The 20619-nt window shown below is 39.4% G+C and carries 11 protein-coding genes; 4 read left to right on the forward strand and 7 right to left on the reverse strand.

The features are described from left to right. The first annotated feature begins 9 nt into the window (after positions 1–9). A complete protein-coding gene (locus QNI22_RS03775; RefSeq protein WP_314509303.1) occupies positions 10–3345 on the forward strand; it encodes an AAA family ATPase in 3336 nt (1111 codons plus the stop codon). Positions 3346–3421: 76 nt separating this feature from the next. Next, a complete protein-coding gene (locus QNI22_RS03780; RefSeq protein WP_314509305.1) occupies positions 3422–5662 on the forward strand; it encodes an AAA family ATPase in 2241 nt (746 codons plus the stop codon). Positions 5663–5712: 50 nt separating this feature from the next. Here the strand turns inward: QNI22_RS03780 and QNI22_RS03785 are convergent, their stop codons facing one another. The 4 genes from QNI22_RS03785 to QNI22_RS03800 all read right to left on the reverse strand — a co-directional run bounded on the left by QNI22_RS03785 (position 5713) and on the right by QNI22_RS03800 (position 12161). Then, entirely contained in the window at positions 5713–6900 is a 1188-nt protein-coding gene (locus tag QNI22_RS03785; RefSeq protein WP_419836221.1) for a DmpA family aminopeptidase, read from the reverse strand. 143 nt (positions 6901–7043) lie between these two features. Next, positions 7044–9188 carry a xanthine dehydrogenase family protein molybdopterin-binding subunit gene (locus QNI22_RS03790; RefSeq protein ID WP_314509306.1) on the reverse strand — a complete coding sequence of 715 codons (2145 nt, stop codon included), beginning with the start codon at positions 9186–9188 and terminating at the stop codon, positions 7044–7046. Positions 9189–9190: 2 nt separating this feature from the next. Continuing rightward, on the reverse strand, positions 9191–9652 hold the full coding sequence (locus QNI22_RS03795) for a (2Fe-2S)-binding protein (RefSeq protein ID WP_313980625.1): 462 nt from the start codon (positions 9650–9652) through the stop codon (positions 9191–9193). A gap of 649 nt (positions 9653–10301) precedes the next feature. Further along, positions 10302–12161 (reverse strand): glycoside hydrolase family 13 protein, encoded by a 1860-nt coding sequence (locus tag QNI22_RS03800; protein ID WP_314509307.1) that lies wholly within the window; start codon positions 12159–12161, stop codon positions 10302–10304. Positions 12162–12403: 242 nt separating this feature from the next. Between QNI22_RS03800 and QNI22_RS03805 the strand changes: the two genes are divergently transcribed. After that, on the forward strand, positions 12404–14044 hold the full coding sequence (locus QNI22_RS03805; protein ID WP_314509308.1) for a VWA domain-containing protein: 1641 nt from the start codon (positions 12404–12406) through the stop codon (positions 14042–14044). A 76-nt stretch (positions 14045–14120) separates the two neighbouring features. On the opposite strand, the gene QNI22_RS03810 is transcribed toward QNI22_RS03805, so the two are convergent. The 3 genes from QNI22_RS03810 to QNI22_RS03820 all read right to left on the reverse strand — a co-directional run bounded on the left by QNI22_RS03810 (position 14121) and on the right by QNI22_RS03820 (position 19002). After that, a complete protein-coding gene (locus QNI22_RS03810) occupies positions 14121–15236 on the reverse strand; it encodes a J domain-containing protein (protein WP_314509309.1) in 1116 nt (371 codons plus the stop codon). Between the two features lie 76 nt (positions 15237–15312). Then, entirely contained in the window at positions 15313–16416 is a 1104-nt protein-coding gene (locus QNI22_RS03815) for a serine hydrolase domain-containing protein (RefSeq protein WP_314509310.1), read from the reverse strand. A 138-nt stretch (positions 16417–16554) separates the two neighbouring features. Further along, complete coding sequence (locus QNI22_RS03820; RefSeq protein ID WP_314509311.1) at positions 16555–19002, reverse strand: T9SS type A sorting domain-containing protein; 2448 nt, start codon at positions 19000–19002, stop codon at positions 16555–16557. Between the two features lie 412 nt (positions 19003–19414). Between QNI22_RS03820 and sucD the strand changes: the two genes are divergently transcribed. Beyond that, positions 19415–20290, forward strand: a complete 876-nt coding sequence (sucD, locus tag QNI22_RS03825) for a succinate--CoA ligase subunit alpha (RefSeq protein ID WP_313992978.1) — start codon at positions 19415–19417, stop codon at positions 20288–20290. The last annotated feature ends 329 nt before the right edge of the window (positions 20291–20619 follow it).

Genomic DNA, 20619 nt, shown 5'->3' on the forward strand with positions numbered 1-20619 from the left:
AAATTATACATGGCTAATCTTCACTTTGAAATACCTATCTGGGTTCAACATAAAAAAGAGCAATACATTATTCGTCCGCTGTTTCATTCGGAATGGTATGCAGCTGATGAACGGTATGAGAATGCTATTCGCAAACTTACTCAGCTTATCCGAAAGGAATTTTCACAATATAGAGTTGAGCGGGATAACTCGGATGAGTTGTTATGGCTTTTGTTTAATCCGGAATTCAAGTTTGAATCCATAGATTTTGATTTTAATTATGGGCAACGCTTTTTTAATGGAAAGTTGTCTGTTGCCTGGTTTGTACAGGGAGAGTATACAGTAGTATTATTGCCCGCATTTGGAAATTATCAGTTTATTTCCAGAAAACCCAATGCACGCAGATCTGATGTGATCGAAGAAGTAATACAACAAGTCCAGATCTATGCCCGCAAGTATACAAAGAAGAAAGATGAAGAGTTTATACTGGATGGATTTGCATCAGGCAAAGGTGAGTTTTGTACAACATTGGATCTACATATGTTTGTGCCAGGAGAAAAAATCCTTGGAGATACTAACAACCTGTTTCAACAGTTTTTTCGTAGTGAAATATCATTTGATGGCAGACGGGAAATTGTACGCGTAGGACACGATCTCAATGACTGGTATCCTACACAACTCAGCAGAGCATATTTTTCAGATTTGATAGTGGAACAGCTGAAAACTTTACTCTATAACCGGGAGAATATCCCTGTTGTACTGATAGGAGATCGTAAAGTAGGAAAAACAACGATTCTGCATGAAGTAGTATACCGACATGTGGAAGAACATGCCGACAAGCAATTATCTAAGCTGGATAATGTCTGGAATGTTGATCCTTCCCGAATCATTGCAGGGATGAGTATAGTCGGTGCCTGGCAACGACGCTTTGAAGCAATCATTCGCTTTGCTATGCATCCCCTTGAAAAGAATCCTCGCCAAGATAAGTTATATTTTACAAATATCGTGTCCTTGTTCAGAATTGGGAAGTCTTCACAGAACAGCATGACATTGAGTGATGTGCTGAAACCCTATCTTCAGGGACGTAGATTGCAGGTGATTCTGGAAGCTACTCCTGAAGAATGGGCAGTTGTCAGTGAACTAGATCGAGGGTTCACAGATTTGTTTAAGGTTATTCGTTTGTATGAACCAGATGAGACCACAGGACTGAAGATTATAAGCAAACTTCGTAACCAGCTTGAGCAGGAGCATCAGTTTGGTATTACGAATCTGGCTTTAGTTCGATTAATTGAACTTCAGAAACGCTTTCATATTTCCAGAGGTTTGGTTGGAGTAGTAGCGGAAAGTTTGCATCAATTGGCAACTAAATATGCTAAAAAAGAGATTGATGTACAGACGATCATAAGCGAATTTAGTAGTCAGACACATTTGAATGAAAGATTGGCAAATCAGGATATTCGTATTGGTCGTTCTGAATTTGCTGATTATTTGGCTGAACGCCTTATTGGGCAACCAGAAGCTGTAGATTGCCTTACAGATGTTTTGAATGTAATCAAAGCACAACTGAATAATCCTGAGCGTCCGTTTGGGGCGTTTTTGTTTATTGGGCCCACAGGGGTAGGCAAGACACAGGCAGCGAAAATTCTGTCCAGATATTTATTCACACATGAGGAAAGTCTGGTTCGTTTTGACATGAATGAATTCATTGATGATGACGCTGTAAATCGACTGGTAGGAGATTTTACCAATCCAGAAGGCCAGCTTACTACTAAAATTCGTTATAACTCCTTTTGTGTTCTTCTATTTGACGAAATTGAGAAAGCACATCCGGATGTACACAATCTGTTGTTGCAGATATTGGGTGAAGGGCGTCTGACAGATGCCTTGGGACGGACTGTCAGCTTTTGTAATACTGTTATTATCATGACGTCTAATCTGGGGGCAGAACGTGTTGGAAAGGAAATCAACCTGCAGCGCAGAGAGGATATCACGACACGGACATATGAAAAAGCCGTGCGTGATTTCTTCCGACCCGAGTTTATCAACCGTATTGACAGGATTGTATTTTTTCAGAAACTTACCTCACAACATATTGGGATCATAGCCTGGCTTCAAATCAAGGAACTGCTCAAACGACACGGTTTTCTGCGTCGTCATACTATTTTGAATGTTTCACCAGAAGTGCTGGAAGCTATTGCTCAAAAAGGATTTGATCCGGAAATGGGAGGGAGAGCACTGAAACGTCAGATTGAGAAAGAACTCACTGTATTGATTGCCGATAAGCTGGTACTGATTGCCCCTGACAAACCTGTTATTTTTAGTTTGTTTCACAGGGATGGTCAGTTTATGCCACATCTTACTCTGTTGGAACATATACCAAGAAACGAAACATCGGAACTGCCTAACCTGGAAAATCTTGAAATTACATTTGATTTGTTTGCTGAATTGTTGGAAACCGTAGAGGATATTAAAGAAGAGTTGCTGGAAATGGATCAGGAGAATAGTAGTCTGGTATATTCAACTGAAATGAATAAAGAAGCTTCCCAACTGATGTATTTTAAGGAATCGTTAACAGAGATAGACGCAAAGCTTACGAATATTCTTTGGGAGTATCAGGTTGGTAAGAAAATGAATATTGCAAAGACGGTTCTTCCGTTAAAGAGTGTTTCAGGAGTAAAAAAAATACGTAACTATGGTTGGAATGGCGAAGGAAAAGCATTCTTGACAGAATTATATAGTCAGCTGGAAATATCAGATTACTTTAATGAGATTCATGAATCTGCTGCCCGAATAGTAAACGAAACGAATGCTTTGTACTTCTATCTGTCACAGGACATAGCATGGCTTGATTTCAACCTTACTTGTTATGTAGAGCAACGACCTGGGCAGATTTTACTTCGTATAGCGTCTGCCGTTGAAAACTCAGGAAGTAATGAGATAGAATATATGGAGAAGATGTATAGGACAGTATTTGGACTTACAACAAAAGTAAAGCAGGAAAAAGGCTATATCTACCTACATATTCATGCTACAGGTGTATACCATCTGTTTCAGCAGGAAGTTGGATTTCACATGTTTTTTTCTTCTCATGAAACCTCTGTTCCTGTTGAAGTGTCTGTGTATCCAGTTGAAATAGGTTCAGACATAAATACCCTCATATATGAGATTGAAAAAGGAAGAAAATCTCCTGTTGATAGTGATGAACAATCTGTAAGTCACATTGTACGCCTATACATGCTGGGAGATGGTAAAATCAAACGTACACTCATTACGGATTTAAGGTCTGGTATTGTTCATAATAAAGACCTGACTTATCAGGAACTCAAATGGTTGTTTTATGCCAATACCATTACTCAGGATGAGTAAAGAGAACATATATATATGAAAGATTTGTTGCTGATTTTGTTTCAATTATCTTTTAGCGGATTCGCTACTACATTTTATGAAAATACTGGAGTTTCCATTACTGTGTCGCCGAATAGATGAAAATACCATACTGGGTCAGATTATAGGCCTGGATAAACAACTGGTGTCTGATGATATTCGTGGCCTTACTGGTGATTTTTCGGAATATATTGAAAAGCAACTTCAGCGGGGAGCATACTACGAACCAGAGATTCTGCAACCAAGCATTAAAACACTCAAACTGACTATACGTCCTCACTACCAGGAAAAACAGCGAATTTATCCTGTAAAAGAATCTATTGAGTTTCCGGTTTATGCTGTGCATGGAAGCAATGAACAGGGGTTTTTCGAGTGCTTTCTACCATTGCTAGATAAAAGTTTTTATTTCTATTCTGAAAAAGATCTGGATAAACTCATAGAGCACTTTGCCAAAGATGTACTTCACAACATGGATCCTGGCAAAATCTATAGTTTATTGCAAAGTTCTGCTCCATGGTTGGAGAGTGTTACTGTGAAAGTACCTAGGGTTGAACAGCCCAAAACTAAGGCAGATGATTTCTCACATCTCCAAATGCTGAACAGTGTAGCTGAGAGACTTCCTTATGCCAGAAAAAATACCAGGTTAGTCCTGGATGCGGCCTGGGAGAGGGGAGAATTTGTTGATAAGCTGATTTCTTTTCTGTTGACAGGAAAAAACAATGTTCTGCTTGTGGGTAATTCAGGTGTTGGTAAAAGTACCATTATCCATGAAGCTATTCGAAAAATACATCAGCAGGAGAAGTCACAGGAAGATTTCGAGCGTCATTCATTCTGGCGTACAACTCCTGCCCGTATTACTGCCAAAGCAAAATATCTGGGTGAATGGCAGGAAAACTGTGAAGAACTGGTCAGTGATCTGGTACATGCAAATGGTATTGTCTGGATTGAGAATTTTGTGATGCTGGCTCTGACTGGTGGAGAAGGACCCGAGGATTCTGTAGCTGCTTTTCTAACCTCATTTATCCGGCAAAAACAATTGCAGATGATAAGCGAAGTAACTCCTGAGCAATTAGATGTAATGCGTAAGCTTTTGCCTGGCTTTGTCGATCATTTTCAGATCTTGCCCGTGCAGGAGATGAATACGGCTACAATGTTAAAAATATTCGATTACTATACAGCACATGCTGAAAAACATCAAAAGGTTTCTTTTTCACATCAGGCTCTGGAAACAGTGTATATGCTTCTGGATCGATTTGTCCGTTATGAAAGATTCCCAGGTAAGGCCATTCGCTTTCTGAATCAGTGTGTGAATAAAGCGCTTCAGACCCAACAGTCGATTATTGATCCGCAGGTGGTTATCAAAAATTTTTCTCGCCAAACTGGTTTACCCGATATTTTGCTTCAGGATGACTTGCTATTGGATAATAAGGTGCTAAGAAAGCATTTCAGTGATCGCATTAAAGGGCAGGATCATATACTAGATAAAATTATTTCAGTGATCAAAGTATTTAAGGCCGGTTTAAATGATCCCAATAAGCCCATTGCTTCCATGATCTTTGCCGGACCTACCGGAGTAGGGAAAACGGCTACTGCTCAGACCCTGGCCGATTATTTCTTTGGTATTGGTCAGACCTATCAACCTCTGATACGGCTTGATATGAGTGAGTTTCAGCACCCTGGACAAATTTATCGATTGATTGGAGCTGAAGGCAAGCTGGTACAGTTTGTCAGAGAAAAGCCGTTTTGTGTAGTTTTATTGGATGAAATTGAAAAGGCGCACCCATTGATTTTCGATGCCTTGCTTACTGTGTTAGATGAAGGGATCTTAATTGATTCAACAGGACGGGTAACAGATTTCCGGAATTCGATCATTATTATGACATCCAATCTGGGTGCTTCGCAGCGTGGTTCTGTAGGATTTCGTAATTACCAGACAAATGATTTTGAGGCTGGTATCAAAGCCTTTTTTCGCCCTGAATTTTTTAACCGGATTGATCTCATACTGCCATTCTATGCATTGGATCAGAATACCATCCGTGAAATTACTTTATATGAACTGAGTCATATTGGGACGCGGGATGGTATTAAGAATCGTGGATTAAAACTTTCCTATACAGATGAGTTAGTCTATTATATAGCAGAGAAAGGCTTTGATAAAAAATATGGGGCTCGTCCTCTCCAGCGGGAAATTGAACGGTTGATCGTCGCCCCATTGGCTCGCTTGATTTTGCAGCGTCCAGAATTATACAATCAGGAGGTCTTGATCGGGTATGAGAAGGATTCAGTTGTATTTGTCTGATAGTTTATAATTTTTTCTTTGACGTCTTTTAAACAACTTCAAAGAAAAAATTACTCAAGTCGATTATATTCTTTCAGGATTTTGACCACTTTGTCCATAGGTAACGCTTCAATTACATGTTGTTCTTTACCTGTTGTGGTTTCGGCTTTAGTCATTGAGTTGATAATAGCTTCCTCTGTGGCTTCAATTACTGCCATAAATAGGGAAGACATGTAATCGTTGTGTAACAATGTAACAGTTTGGGTTGGTTGAGAGGGTTCATAGGGTATCCGAAGTGCTGGATCTGTAGAAAATGCTATGACATAATCGCCACTACCGTTGGCTGCAATTCCTCCGGTTTTTGCAAGTCCAAGCATAGCACGTTTTGCCAGACGTTCCAGATTACGGGCATCCAGTGGTGCATCTGTTGCTACGATGATCATACAGGAGCCATCTGAGTCCTCTGTTTTTTTCGTGTTTTGAGACTTGCTGTCACCAGGAGTTTTTCTGGATTCTTTCTCTTTTTTCAATTGTGGACTTAGGTAATATTGGTCAAGGCGCTCTCCTACAGGTGCACCTGCTATTTGTAATACGCCACCAAAGTTGGTTTGGACAAGGACGCCTACTGTATATCCTCCAACCGCTTGTGGTAGCATTCTGGAGGAGGTGCCAATACCTCCTTTGAATCCAAAGCAAACAGTGCCTGTGCCAGCTCCAACATTACCTTCCTGAACAGGTCCGTCTGTGGCTTTTTGAATTGCTTCCAGTACATGTGCTTTGGTGACATGTTTTCCACGAATATCATTCAGATAGCCATCATTCGTTTCTCCTATTACTGCATTTACTGATTGTACTTTCTCATTGCCAGCCTGGTCCAATGTATACTGAACAGTAGCTTCCATTGCTGTACCAACACTGAGGGTATTGGTGAGAATAATTGGTGTTTCCAGATTGCCCAATTCTGTTACCTGTGTACTGCCACTTAATTTTCCAAAACCATTGCCAACATAGACTGCTGCAGGTACTTTTTGCTGGAATATGTTGCCATCATGTGGTGAAATAGCCGTAACACCCGTCCGGATTGAGTTGTCTATATGTAAAGTCACATGTCCAACTTTAACTCCTTGTACATCCGTTATTGCGTTGTGGGTGCCTGTTGGTAGTATTCCGATCCGGATACCATATTCTCTTGCTCTTTTTCGTCCAGAAGAAGCTTGTTTGGTTTGGCTGTGCACTTGAACCAGGAATAAAGGGGTAATCAGGATGGCAAAACAAAGTCGCCTGGAAGATAGGCTATACACTATAAAATGAGAGTTGATGAAAATGGAAGAAGATCCTATAATCTAAAAATAAAAGTTGCCCTTTCTGAGTGTATTGTAATCAAAAAGGGCAACAAAACAAATTATGAAACTCCTTTCATTCCTTCCTGTTCTGCAAAAGGCTGGTTACGGAGTCGTTTGCCTGTAGCTTTGAAAAGGGCATTAGCAACTGCGGCTCCGGTAGGAGGCAAGGCCGGTTCACCCAAACCTGTGGGATCAATAGTATTTTCAACAAAATGCACTTCTACTTCCGGAATCTCATTCATGCGGATCAGACGATAGGTATTGAAATTAGATTGTTGGGGTGCACCATCTTTGAATGTCAGATTCGCGTACATAGCATGTCCTAGTCCGTCTACAATACCCCCCATTATTTGCTGACGTGCTCCACTTTTATTGATGACTACTCCACAATCAGCGGCTGCATAGATTTTCGTTAGTACTGGTTTCCCTTTTTGCATGACTACTTCACCTACCTGTGCAACATAGGAGAAGTGTGAAAAATAAACACTAAATCCTTGAGATACTCCTTTCTTTTTACCCCAACCTGATTTTTCGACTACCAGCAGAATAACAGATTTCATACGGTCAATATCGTACTTAATGGCACCTGTCGGAGATTTTTTTGCTTTGTCTAGTAACTCAAGCCGGAATTGTACCGGATCTTTTTTGGCAGCAGAAGCTACTTCATCCAGAAAAGCTTGTTCTGCAAAGGCCAGAAAGTTGGTAATAGGAGCCCTCCACGGACCTGTTGTGATTGGAGATTTATGTTCTACTGTATCAATGAGCAGATTCTCAACTGCTCCTGAGGGGAAGTTATCTTCACGGGTACAGTTGCCTGAATTCATCCCTACGCCTCGTAATTTGTAGCCAACCAGATTGCCTTGTTTGTCTAATGCTGCTTCAAAACGATAACGTACTGCCGGACGGTAACTGCCGCCTGTCATATCATCTTCCCGTGTCCAGATCACTTTTACAGGTGCTTTTACAAGATTGGATACTTCTACTGCTTCCAGTACATAGTCTGTTTTTAGCCGACGACCAAAACCTCCTCCCATACGCGTCATTTCAACAGAGACTTTTTCAGGAGCAATATTCAGTAGTTTGGCTGTTTCGTTGCGTGCGGCCTCGGGGGTTTGGGTTGAGCCTATGAGCTCTACGCTATCTGGTTTGACATGCGCAAAGAAGTTCATAGGTTCCAGTGGACTGTGCGAAATAAAAGGACACTGATATTCGCTTTTGATTACCTTGGCTGCATTCTTAAACGCCATCTCTACGTCTCCATCTTTTCTGCGAACAGTTGTATTAGTACTATTTAATAATTCTTCGAAAATACGATTGTGATCCGTAGTGCTTTCCAGATCACTTTCTTTTTCATACTCTATTTTCAGCGAATCAATAGCTTTCTTCACCTGCCAGGTTGATTTACCTACCACAGCCACATTGTTTTTAAAGGTAACTACATCGGTAATACCAGACATAGATTTGGCTGCTGTGGAATCTACAGATTTTAATTTCAAGCCAAAAGCTGAGGGGCGTTTGATCATTGCAAACAACATTCCCTCCCGATAGAAGTCTATTCCATACAGGGGCTGACCTATGAGAATCTTAGGATTATCAACATTTTTAGCTACCTGTCCAATGAGTTGAAAGTCTTTGACTTCTTTAAGCTTTACATCTGAAGGTACGGATAACTTAGCTGCTTCTGAAGCCAGTTCTCCATAACTTAGCTTACGCCCTGATGTATTATGAATAACCATCCCTTTTTCCGTCTTACATTCAGCTACTGGTACTTTCCATTGTTTTGCCCCAGCTTCCAGAAGCATCTGACGAGCTGTGGCTCCTGCTTTACGTAGTCTTTGCCAGGAATGTCTGATAGAACCGCTACCTCCTGCTACCTGTCGTTCAAATTTTTGGGTGTCGAGAGGTGCCTGCATCACGTTGACATTCTTCCAGTCCACATCCAGTTCTTCGGCAACAATCATAGGAAAAGCTGTTTTGATGCCTTGTCCTACTTCCGGATTAGGGGAGAAAATAGTCACAATACCATTGGGTGCAATAGAGAGATAACTGTTGAAATCAATAGCCCCAGCAAGAGTGCCTTCAGTTAGAATAGCTTGTGTATCTGCGCTGGCAGTGTTCCAGTTAAATCCCAGAAATAGCCCCCCACTCGTTGCTATTGCTAGTTTTAAGAAATTTCTTCGGCTAGGGTTAGGTAGAGTAGACATAGCTATTTGAGTTTAGTAGAGGCAAGTTTTACAGCTTCACGGATACGATGGTAGGTTCCACACCGACAAAGGTTACCTGACATTGCTACTTCTATTTCTTCCTCTGTAGGTTTAGTATTATGTTTTAGAAAGGAAGCCGCTGTCATTATCTGACCAGCCTGACAATATCCACATTGAGGTACATCTACTTCATCCCATGCCAACTGTACTGGATGGTCACCAGTAGAGGAAAGTCCTTCTATGGTTGTTACCTTTGCTGTACCGATAGCGGATACAGGTAATACACATGAACGGGTTGCCTCTCCATCCAGATGAATAGTACAGGCTCCACATTGAGCTATACCACAACCATATTTAGTACCTACTAGTCCTAAATGGTCTCTCAAGACCCATAAAAGAGGAGTTTCTGGATCAACATCTGCTTCATAATTGCGTCCGTTGACAAGTAGTTTGAAAAGTGCCATTGGTATAGTTAGGAGGTTAGTATAAACTAAATTACAAAAATTAGTGGATGGCTTATACAAATCTGGAGAGAAATTTATACAATTAAGTGAAAAGATGCTTTTGCTATAAGGTATTTGACTAAAGGAGGTATATCGGAGTTTGGTATTTAGATATGAGCAATAATGAAACAGCAGTTACTTAGCATCTTGTTAATTTACCCTTTATCAGTTTTTTGGTACATGTGTTCCCTCCCCTATAGGAGGGAACACATGTACCAAAAAACAAAAAATTTAAAGTAAGCTGAGTACAATTTTTGCTAGGGGGCTGCCTTTGTTTCTATGGAATACATCTATTTTTAATGATGAACCTCCCTAGTCAGACTGCTTCATCCTATACATAATTGAACTCACTACTTAACCTAACGAGAAGTATTAGCTGATACCTAAAAGAGTAATGAACTGAGTTCCGATCAAAATTCAATTTGCTGTGAGTTATGCACATAGAAAAAATGATCGGAACTCTGATTAAAATCAAAAGTGATTGAAGTTATGTTGAGAATCAAAACTGTTGTGTATAATGAGTAATCTCTCTGCCAATCAGTGTGGCTGCATTGTCTTTGCAAAAAGAGTTTTTGCTATGAATTATACACATATAGGATTGATTGTCCTCTCATTTTTTGAGTTCCAGTACCAAAGATGTTTTTGCCGGGACCTTTAGTGTAGTCAAATCAGAGAAGTTTTCTCCAGAAATAATATCCCTGGCTTGTTTAAAGGATTGCAACCGCTCTGAGAATCGTTTTGTTGAAAGGTTTTTTTCCTGAGAGCTACCATTGAGGATTACCATAACAGATTCATTTGCTGTATAGCGGAAGTATACATATACATTGTCTTCCGGTAAATAATGCATCAGCTTGCCTGTATGAATAACGGATTGCGTTTTGCGCCAGTCCAGTAGCTTCTTTATATGCTCATAGGCTTCATTTTGACTGGCATTACGTCCCTGACCGGTAAATGCATTGATCGGATCTCCAGGCCAGCCTCCGGGAAAATCTTTGCGTACATCAGGATGCACAGATCCATCTCCATCCATTAACAGCTCAGTGCCATAATAAAGCTGAGGGATACCACGTGTAGTTAACAGTAGTGTAATGCCAAGTTTAAACTTCTGAATATCTCGTCCAATACTTAAGAAAAAGCGTGTCAGATCATGATTATCGAGAAAGATTACATTGTTATTCGGATTGGGATAAATAAAGTCCTGCCCTAACAACATATAAAGCCGAACCAGGCCAGTATCCCAGTTTCCTTCTTCCTGTAGAGCCTGTATCACTGTACCATAAAACGGAAAGTCTGTCACTGAAGGAAGTTGAGTTACATATCCATCTGTGCCTTTAAAGCCTTTTTGCCAGTAAGCAGTCATTGGTACAGAGTTAATCCATGCCTCACCCACCAGGTTAAATTTGGGGTATTCGTTTTGTAAGGCTGCTGCATAGTTAGCCATAAATTCTTTATCAGGGTATGGGTAGGTATCCATACGTATTCCATCAATCCCCGCATATTCAATCCACCATAGGGAGTTTTGAATCAGATAAGTTGCAAATCTTGGATTGGTTTGATTGATATCAGGCATAGAGGGAACAAACCATCCATCTGTCATTTTACGTAAGTCAAATTGTGAGGCATAGGGATCTGATGGCGTGCCAGTTCTATAACTTGTAAGCATAGGTTCTTTTGCCTGTGAGTCATGTATCCAGTCTTTTTCCGGTAAGTCTTTCATTAGCCAGTGTTCAATTCCTATATGATTGGCTACCATATCCTGAATAACCTTCAATCCTGATTGATGGCTCTGATTTACAAAGCTGACATATTCCTCATTACTTCCGAACCGACGATCTACCTGATAAAGATCCGTAATAGCATACCCATGATAGCTTTCTCTGCGTTGGTTGTTTTCTAAAACCGGGTTTAACCAGATGGCTGTAACTCCAAGATTTTTAATATAGTCAAGATGATTGGAAATTCCTTTTAAGTCGCCTCCATGTCTGCCAAAAGGCTTGTTTCGGTGAGTTCCTTCATACATACCAGCTATGGTATCGTTTTGCTGATTTCCGTTAGAAAAGCGATCGGGCATGATAAGATAAAGCACATCTGCCGGACTAAATCCCTGGATACGATTGGTGGATGAAGATTTTGTTCGCAGTTCGTACTGATGGGTAAATGTTTTTTTGCCTATTTTAAAGACTATAGGTACTTTACCAGCTATAGCATCCGGGGAGATCTGGAGATTTAAAAAAAGATAATTGGGACTCTCAACTTTTTCAATGCCAGATAAGTTTACACCTTTATAAGATAGTGAAACTTGTGCCTGACCTATTCCAGGTCCGTGTACTAAAATCTGTAGTTCAGGATTTTTCATTCCTACCCACCAGAAGGCAGGTTCAACGTGCGACAGGGTTATTTTTTGTGCAAAGGCGGATGATGAAAAAATGACCCAGATAAAATAAAAACTCAAATGAGTAATAGTTTTCATATGTAAATATTTCTGGATAATAAATATAGGTTCAAAAGTACAAACAATTAGTACGAAAGCAAGAAGTTTAGTACAATTGGAAAGTGAATTGAGAATATGTTGATGTAGTTGAAATGTAAGGGTGAAAGGAAATTTCTGTGAAGAAGCTAATATGTAAGAATTTACGTGTAGAATGGTGGAAATAAAATAATGAAAGGTCTGTATTTGGATAGGAAAAATTAATATTGTATAAAGTGTTGATTATGAATGTAGAACAGGAGTTTAAACAGTTTGTGGAGTTCGGACATATTTTTGATAAGTCCACACGCAGAGAGTTGGTCCGCTATCTGAAAACAAAATTGTATGAACCGTCATCTTTGAAAGACAATGAGTTAGCTGTTACGGATTCTCAGGAAGGATGGATAACTGTTCTGGACAAAATTTTTACAGAAGACAAGCTTCTTCGGGTTACAGTAGGGAATGAAGCACTCGCTACCCAGATTATTCATGATACGCTTCTATGGATGCGTAGATCACAGAATGAGATCAACAAAAACAATCCGTGTCAGGAGGAGTTTGGGATGTTCCAATCCTGGAGAGATCGTCCTTTACGACTGTGGGCTGAAACCTGGTATCATCTTACAAACTTTCTGAAAGAGGCTTATACAAGAGAACAACTGGATGTTAGTTTTTATGAATATCATTTTGATCCGGTTTTCAGAGATAGGGAACGATTCTATAAAGAGATTGAAGGTGAAGGCGAAGATACTCATCCTGTTAACCGTTTGGTGAATGATTTACTCCGACAATGGGAGATACTATTGGTTCAGAAAAGTCTTCAGTATGAAATGCAGGAGATACAGGAAAAAATGCAAGCTTATAGTGAACTTTTATATGCTAAAGCCTCCGAATATGAAAAGATGGTTGACTTACTGGAACCCTTTGCTCAGGAAGTAGGGCGATTCTGGAATATGTCAAGAGGATTATGGAAACAGACCAACTTTGATGTATTACAAAAGTATCAGGAACTTTTGAAAAATGAAGATTCTATTAAGGAACTGGCTGATTTATTAGGGCGTATGAGAGAGGCACAGATTGAAATTGAGCATGAACAATATGAATATGCTATTGCTAAGGCTACCTACAGGCCTAGTCTGGATGAGTCAACTGAGATTGGTGGGGTTTATGAGAGTAATAATCTGAATTATCTTCTGCCTGCAGAGACTGTTTTGTTAGGTGATACAGAGACAGAAATGGCTTTTTACAAAAAATACATAGACAACGGATTATTAACTTTTCAGTTTCAGGGAAGAGAAATTGTAAAAGGAGAGGGGAGCGCTTCTGGAAATCGTGAACTGATACGACGCAAACACAAAGGTCCGTTTATTATTTGTGTAGATGCGAGCGCCTCTATGGAGGGGACACCGGAATATGTGGCTAAAGTCTGTTGTTTTGCTATTTTGCAAATGGCTGCACGGGAAAAACGAAGCTGTTATCTGATATCGTTTTCTACGAGCTTGCATACCATTAACTTACTGGAGTTGGAAAATTCCATGGACCAACTGGTCAAGTTTCTATCTATGACTTTTAATGGCGGTACTGACATCCATCCACCTATGTATGAGGCATTGACTATGTTGCAGACTCACAACTACAAAGAGGCGGATGTCCTAATGATTTCTGATTTTATTATGTATGAAATGCAAGACCCTCTGTTAAAGCGTATTCGTCAGGAACAACAAAAGGGAACCCACTTTCATAGTCTTACGGTACATACTGGTACTGATCCGAATATCCGGGTTGTGGAAGTATTTGATAATTACTGGATTTACAATCCGGAAAGTAAGGAGATTGGTCGGCAACTGGCAGTGGATTTACAAAAAATTAATCTTGGAACATCCTAAATATAGATCTCTTTCATAATACACTCATATCTAAGATAACGTCCTTTTGCCAGCAATATAGATAGGTACCTTACTCTTAAAATGAGAATGGATTACGCGCCATACGTTTTTGTTCTTGTTTAAATGCTTTCAATAACTCTCGCACATATACTGGATCTCTCAATATTTGTACTTCCTCCTTCAATTGTTTGATATACTTCTTGAGTACATTTACTTCTCGTTTTACATTGGCATCAAGGCGTTCTGGAGGCATACATAATTGAGAGTAAAGGGAGGGTACAAATGGATTGTCACCCATTTGGAGAGAGTATAATTCTGCTTCTAGTTCATCAATTTGTTCCTTTAGTAACTTGTTGTAATATTTCAATTGTTCATCTGGAAGAAGCTCAAAATCTCCATGATCTTTTTGTTTATATTCTAATTGCAATCGTAAAAGTTCAAAGAGGTCATCGTTTTCATATGCTTGGGTGATTCGTTGCATAATCAACGTTTTTCTTTCTTTTTCAAGTGCATCAGGTTCTCTGTCCGGATGGAATTCTTTAACCAGTTGCATATATACAGAACGTACTGTTTTAGTTATATTTTGTGCTTCCTGGCGTATTTTTTCTTCTTTAGCTATTTGTTTGGCTGTTTTTTTTTTGTTGGCCTTTCGTTCTTCCTCTGTAGCAGCTTCCTGTTCTATTTTGCGTTCATACGCTTCCTTAAAGGTATTGACATCACTAAAGTCTGCATCCTCATCCATATCAATGCCCATATTGGCAAACATTTCTTTCATCATTCCACCCGTTTCTTCATTGGCCTGTTGATTGTATTCGTCAAATGATTGTCCTTCATATTTTTCGAACAGGGGCTTCAGATCTTCATAACCTAAGTCTGCAATTAAGGGATATACCTGCGTGACAATGAACTCTGCCAGGGTTTCATTATCACGCTTCTTTAATACACCTGAGTCATGTACTTTATCAAGTGTCCAAAGGGATTGAATCTTGAGTTCTATTTTCTGTTTTTCCAGAGGAACCAAAAAATCGTTAACTTTTTGCTGAGCTTTTTCCAGAACAGTTTGTGTATTGGTAAGAGCCTGCTTGAGTTTATCAACTTTTTGCGAATAGTTGTTAAACTGTTTCTGGAGTTTGGATAATTGCTTTCCTTCTTTTGTCTGAATAGCAATTATATGTTGATTTTCTCTATCCATAGTTTTGTTAGTGATCTGTGCAAAAGTGAAACTTTGTGAAGTCTACTGAATTGGCTTTGATATTTTTTTACAACTATTATAGTTTGAGAGCTAGTTGTTCAAATACCTGTTCCCATCTGACATTTTTTCCGGGTTGTTTGCCCAGGCGGACAATGATCAGATTTTTGGAAGGATTGACATAAATGTATTGCCCATGAAATCCATTGGCTTCAAAATTACCTTTTTTTGTATTGGTAAACCACCACTGGTATTGATAATATGGCACACTTCCCTGAGTTGTGTCTATTTGAGTAGATTCTTCAACCCATTTTGCTGGTATCAATTGTTTGCCATTCCAGTTGCCTTTATGAAGATAGAGCCTTCCAAATTTAGCAAAGTCTCTTGCTTTGGCATTAATACAACAAAATGTCTTTTCAAGTCCGTTCTTCTTTTTATCAATACTCCAGGTGGCATCATACTCCATTCCAATAGGTTGCCACAATTTTTCATTCATGTATTCTGTTACATTTTTATGTGTAGCCCGCTCCAGTATTAACCCTAGCAACTGAGTATTGATGCTACGATAGGCAAATTGGGTTCCTGGCTCATAATCCATTTTCAGACGGGAAATGTATTTACGAAGATTACGACCATAATAAATCTTTGCAGCCATACCAAATGGTGAGTAATAGCTTTCATTGGCTTTAATACCTGATGTCATTTGTAGTAAATGGCGAATGGTAACTTTGTCAAAATCTTTTTTGTCTTTAAATTCAGGAATATAGGCTATGATTTTATCATTGACGCTATGAATGTGACCTTCAGAGATGGCAATTCCAATCAATGCCGAGGTGTAAGACTTTGCCATAGAGAATGAAGCTACAGTTGAGTTCTTTTCATACGCTCTGTAGTATTTTTCAAACAGAATAGAATCATTTCGGATGATCAAAAAGGCTACTGTTGGTGTATTTTCTAAGAGGCTATCCAGTGTTTGAAGCTTCATGTGCTGGAATGTTTTCTGACTCAAATGTTGTGCTTCAATAAAATGGAAAGGAGTAGGGCTTGCCGGAAGAGGACGAGAAGGAAATATCTTATAATCAGTGATATTGGAAAAGTTGTACCAGACAAACCTGCCAACCAGACAGGAGGTACAATTAAAAAAGATAATAACAAGTAAAAGACTTTTAACTATGTTGCGCATAGAGTAGTGAAGAGAAAAAAATAATACTGGAGAATAGTTTCAAACAGTTGAGTTTTCAAAAATAGAAATTTACTAAAAAATATCCCCCTTCCGAAACTTAATTCAGAAGGGGGGATCATATACAGAATAAGCGTTTACTTATTGTTTGACAATTTTCAATGTTTGTCTCTTATCTCCCTGAGCTACCTGCATCAGATATAAACCATTTGGCAGACGACTAGTATCTACAGGTAATAGACTATTATTTATTTCAGGGGTATATTGATGTGTATATACTTGTTGTCCCTTCACATCATACATTTTTACACTTACTTTTGCCTGGTCACTTCCCAAAAACAGTAAATTGAATTTGCCATCAGACGGGTTTGGATAGGCTGTAAGAATTTCAAATGCATCCGCTTTGTTTGCCAGAAGTTCTGAACTTTCACGAGCGGCACCACAGGCTGCACTGGTAGATGCTTTACTATTGAATTTACTTACTCCAGCACCATCTTTCCATGAGATTGTAGTAGTATTTGATCCTGCTACAGTGATTGTTGTAAAGTAGCTATATCCCGGAGGAGCTATAACACTGCCTTTTTGGTTTGTCTGGTATACTGACCAATCTACACGAACATTAAATGGATTAGGATTATTAATACGCCAGCGACGTAATGAGTCTGGTGATGCAGAGCAAACTGCTGCAAAGCCAAGAGAACTGATGTAATCAGGTGTAACAGCTACAGTAGCTATAGCTGCTTCGGCATTTACCAGCCCAGATCCTGTACGATAGTCAAATCCCTCATCAAATCCTGTAGAATTCGGATCATCCATATCTACTGCAGTATAAGATAGTGTACCTTTGATATGTTCAGGTGTAAGTCCCTGTGGGCTTCGGCTTGCTTCGATCATCAATGCCGCTACTGCAGCTGCATGAGGTGCAGCTGCTGAAGTTCCAAAGAAATTAGGCAGCGTGTCACTATCCTGAGGGCTATCCTCTTTAAAAAAAGTAGTATTTGTACCATCAACTGCTGTAATTTCTGGCTTGTTACGCACTACATAGCCTATTCTGTTTCCGTCAGTATCAAAAAAAGTCGGTGTACCACCTAGTGAAGAAAAGCTATTGATATAAGGTGGATTAACACCAAATGCAGGGGTATTATAATAGGCGGATGCTCCTACTGCTACTGCACCAGATGCATTGGCATGTCCTACCAGAGTAGAACTTAAGATACCTGGAATTTCAGGAGTAGTTAAATAAAAAGCACCATCACCAAAATTGACATATTTCAGTCTGTTGGGATCTGGACCCGCATATTTTACGATATATAGGTAAAATGTTTCTGTCGTAGTAGTATTTAAAGGGTTGTTAAAGTAACTGAATACCTCAACAGGATTTCCACTGGCAATATTATCACTTGCAGCACCTGCTATAATAGTACCTTGTGCATTTAACAGATAAATATCCATATCTGACTCCGCACCTACTCCTGAAGCTGAATAAAAAGAGTCATCCCATTGAAAAGAACAACGATAAGTACCTCCTTTAGGAATAAAGATAGGTTGATAATACCTGGCAGGATTTGTATACGCACCAAAGTTATGAGCTTCACCCAAATCACTTCCCATTGGAGATTCACCTGTGTTACGGAAATCGCTTTCATATGATGCACGTCCCTGATTACCGGCAGAAGAGAAATAGCTAACACCCTGAGCAGCAACTATATCAATCGCCTGAGCAATGATACCATCCTGAAAAAAAGGCTCGGCAAAATAAATAACGTCATCTGTGATTACTTTGCAGCCACTGTTTGCCAGACGAATAATCCCTTGAGCAAAATCTGCCTGACCATTGAAAGCTGTGTGGAATGCTAGTTCAGATCCTGGAGCTACATCGTGGATTAATTCTATCATAGCCCGTCCTTCGTCTGAGCCTCCGGATGTAATATCAGACAATACCTGAACAGGTTTGGTATGATTGTAAGGATTTCCTGGGCCTGGAAGGTCACCTGTCAGGACACCTTGTGCAGCTCCATTTAGATTATTATAGCTGTCAGATAGGACACCAATTTTTACTCCCAAACCGTCAACTCCATAGTTTTTCTTAGCAAGTGTACTGCGCATTGCTGAATCTGCCTGGCTGGTAGCAAGGCCAACGTTTTTCCAGGGTTTATAGGCAGGCATTACAAATTTTACGGAAGAAATTTGTTGCATTTCAGAGATAGCACTTATTGGAAGCAATCCTGAAATTACTCTGCCAAACATGCCTTTTATAATCATTCCTTTGGATTCAAGAATTGACTTTAAGGCTGCTGCATCTCCTTTAACTGTAATATCAACCACTACCTTGTTATCTACAACCTGTAAAAGCTGCTCGTTGGAAGGTATGGAAGTGCGTGCACTACTTTTACGTGCTGAAGAAGAGTAGGATTGCTCAAGCTCCAACAGATCAGATGTAACTTTTGTTTTTACTGGTTTAATGTTGGTTTTTACAGGCGTTTGCAATGTAGGATTACCTACAATTTGAGCTGATAATACGGATGGGGTTAATAGCCCAAGCAACGCCAAACAAAAAAATGCAAAGCGGTTTAGTAGTCTGTGTTTCATAAAAAAATAAGGATTTGTGATTCTTGTATATGAAAAAAGTTTAAATAATGGGGTTTTCAAAATTATTGCTCCGATTTTCGATGAATTTTTTATATTAATTACTGTATTTGGTTGATATACTGAAGTTTCTTGTCTCTTTTTGAATGGGCTTTGTGGGTTAATTGGTTGATTATCTGTTGTGTAGTAGGTAGAAGAGGATCTTTAACTGAGAGATGTAAGTTCTTTGGGAAAATCTCACTGATTTTTGAAGAGGTAGTTATCTATATCGCTTTTACTTGAAAGGGACAGTGTCTTTATATGTATCATAGCTATGATTTTGTAGTGCTTTTCTCTGAGGAAATATTTTTACTTCTCTGATTTCCTCCTATTTTTGCCCCGTCTTCATTATTCAACCTTAACTCAGCCGAATGTCATGAGTGTATTAGTCAATAAAAACTCCAAAATTATTGTACAAGGCTTTACTGGTTCTGAGGGTAGTTTTCATGCCCAGCAAATGATAGAATATGGTACTAACGTAGTAGGAGGAGTAACGCCAGGTAAAGGTGGCTCGACTCATCTGGAGCGTCCGGTATTCAATACAGTAAGAGATGCAGTAACTTCTACAGGTGCTGATGTTTCAATTATTTTTGTGCCTCCTGCATTTGCAGCAGATGCTATTATGGAAGCTGCTGAAGCAGGAATAAAAGTAATTATCACTATTACTGAAGGTATTCCTGTTAAAGATATGATTCCTGTAAAAGAATTCGTGAAAAAGAAAGGAATTACATTGATTGGACCTAACTGTCCGGGCGTTATCACTCCAGGAGAAGCTAAGGTAGGAATTATGCCTGGATTCGTTTTCAAATCAGGAAAGGTTGGCATCGTTTCAAAATCAGGTACATTAACATATGAGGCTGCAGATCAGATTGTGAAGGCTGGTTATGGTATTTCTACTGCCATTGGTATTGGCGGTGATCCTATCATTGGTACTTCAACCAAACAAGCAGTTGAATTACTAATGAATGATCCTGATACAGATGCTATTGTTATGATAGGTGAGATTGGTGGTAGCTATGAGCCTGAAGCTGCTCGCTGGATTCGCGAAAATGGAAATCGCAAACCTGTAATCGGATTTATTGCCGGACAAACTGCCCCTAAAGGTCGTCGTATGGGTCATGCTGGTGCCATTATTGGTGGAGCAGATGATACTGCTGAAGCAAAAATGCGTATTATGAGTGAATGTGGCTTGCATGTTGTTCAATCTCCTGCTTTGATTGGAGATACAGTTGCAAAAGTATTAGGTGCATAATCTTGTATTTATAAAGTAAATTGACTGCTTAAAGCCTGCTTGTGGTATGCCCGCAAGCAGGCTTTTTTATTGATATACCCAATAAATAATTCGATTGGGTATTAAATTCCACACAATTCCACAAAATAGTGAATGTAAAGGCTGTTTTTAGCCTGAAAACTGGTGGCATGAGGTTTTTAAATTACTAGGCATACAGAACAAAGTAGGAGGCTGGAAGGAGGAGGAGTGATTCAATCAATATAACAGCTGTTTACCATTTATTAGGTGGTGAACTAACAATTAGTAAGACAGATAAGAGTTCTTTTTAAGAACCTCAAAAATAATAAAGA

The organism is Xanthocytophaga agilis (assembly GCF_030068605.1).
GTDB lineage: Bacteria > Bacteroidota > Bacteroidia > Cytophagales > 172606-1 > Xanthocytophaga > Xanthocytophaga agilis.